The 420-nt window shown below is 41.9% G+C and carries 1 protein-coding gene; it reads left to right on the forward strand.

The annotated features are described in order from the left end of the window. On the forward strand, positions 1-420 hold a 420-nt coding region (locus tag WYK_RS06480), incomplete at both ends, for an IS110 family transposase (RefSeq protein ID WP_040373733.1).

Consider the following 420-nt stretch of genomic DNA (forward strand, 5'->3'; position numbering starts at 1 on the left):
AACCCTGCTTGATAAGTATGATTTAATCCAAATGAAATTTGAAGAACTGGATACAAAAATTGATAACCTGATTGAAAAAGTTCCTGGTGTCCAGCAAATGTTGACCATCAAGGGGGTAGGAAGAGATACCGTTGCCGGCTTCTTTGCAGAAGTGGGTGATCTCCAAGAGTACTCGCATCCTAGACAAATCATAAAACTAGCCGGATTAAGCTTGAAGGAGAATACTTCAGGCAAACATAAGGGACAAACCAGGATTACCAAAAGAGGCAGGAAGAAGCTGAGGGCGCTCCTTTTCAGGGTTTGTATGATTATGGTCGCCAAGAACTCCGCCTTTAAAGCGCTGCATGCATACTACACACAGCGACCGGATAATCCATTAAAAAAAATGCAGTCCCTAATCGCCTTATGTAATAAGTTAAT

Source organism: Peribacillus psychrosaccharolyticus ATCC 23296 (assembly GCF_000305495.1).
Classification (GTDB): domain Bacteria; phylum Bacillota; class Bacilli; order Bacillales; family DSM-1321; genus Peribacillus; species Peribacillus psychrosaccharolyticus.